The organism is Emergencia sp. 1XD21-10, from assembly GCF_009936045.1.
GTDB lineage: Bacteria > Bacillota > Clostridia > Peptostreptococcales > Anaerovoracaceae > Senimuribacter > Senimuribacter intestinalis.
This window is the reverse complement of the sequence record NZ_QWEQ01000076.1, coordinates 1-990: the sequence shown is the minus strand read 5'-3', so window position 1 is coordinate 990 and position 990 is coordinate 1. Positions and strand designations below refer to the sequence as shown.

Sequence of the window (990 nt, the reverse complement as noted above, 5' to 3'; positions counted from 1 at the left end):
ATGAGTTATGCGCAGTACAAAACGACTTTTTGTCCAGAATGCAGTCGGGAAAATTGCATTCATCGTGATGCATATCGTCGTTTGCCTAAATGTGACGGCGGGTTGGGTTTGTGCCCGAATTTAAAAAAGGAGTGAGACTATGAACTTTTTTGATACAGTGGCAGGACATAATTTTACAAGCTATGTTGTACCAGAGTTGATTGATGTAATTGAGAAATTGACAGTGGAACTAAAACGGGCAAATGATCTAAATGAGCGGAAAGTGAAGGAGGAACAAAAATGCGTTGAGGAACAGTAACGGGAAATGCACGGAGAAAGCATCTTTTGGAGCAAAGGGATTTTGACTATATCTTAGAGGAGTATGATGCACCGGATTTTTACGAAATGACTGTTTCGATTGGCGGAGATGTATGCCGGTTCAGATGTTATGGTAATGCGACAGACGGATTTTCAATTTATGAAAAATAAAGGAATCATGTGACAGGCGGGGAGAGATATTCCCCGCCAGAAAGGAGAAACAAATGAAACTTGGAAAGGTAAAGGCAACAGTATTTGAAGCAAAGAAGGAAGAGAATCGTAAGAATACGGTGGCAGCAAACATCAGCACCTATGAGGGAAAAGATCAGAACGGTAATAATCAATACTGTTCATGGCGAGCAAGATTTGTGGGAGATGCTTATGAAAAAGCGTTAGGTCTCTCGGATAAGGACAGGATTGTTATATCAAAAGGCAAGATTGAAAACAACTATAATAAAGACAAGGAAAGGCTTTATGTGTTGGTAACTGTATTTGATTTCGATTACGATGAGGAAAGCGAATAAAATGTGCCGGTGCTGCTTTGGCAGCACTATAAAGCAGAAGGACTGCTTCTAACATGACGTATGGAAGCAGTCCCCTTGATTTAGGGAAAAGGTAGCTTTCTTGCTTTGTATAGAGCAGGATATATTGAATAGATTAGGGTGTAAAACGAAAGAAATAGGCGGTGCCGAT

3 protein-coding genes are annotated in these 990 nt (G+C 40.4%); all 3 read left to right on the top strand.

Annotation, left to right across the window (positions count from 1 at the left end):
* The first annotated feature begins 139 nt into the window (after positions 1-139).
* From D1151_RS16370 to D1151_RS16360, 3 genes are read left to right on the top strand one after another with little or no spacing between them, the layout of a single operon-like run.
* Positions 140-298: a hypothetical protein gene (locus tag D1151_RS16370; RefSeq protein WP_161873807.1), complete on the top strand. Its 159-nt coding sequence runs from the start codon at positions 140-142 to the stop codon at positions 296-298.
* Positions 299-324: 26 nt separating this feature from the next.
* On the top strand, positions 325-468 hold the full coding sequence (locus D1151_RS16365) for a hypothetical protein (RefSeq protein WP_161873808.1): 144 nt from the start codon (positions 325-327) through the stop codon (positions 466-468).
* A gap of 53 nt (positions 469-521) precedes the next feature.
* Positions 522-821, top strand: coding sequence for a hypothetical protein (locus tag D1151_RS16360; RefSeq protein ID WP_161873809.1), 300 nt, complete (start codon positions 522-524; stop codon positions 819-821).
* The last annotated feature ends 169 nt before the right edge of the window (positions 822-990 follow it).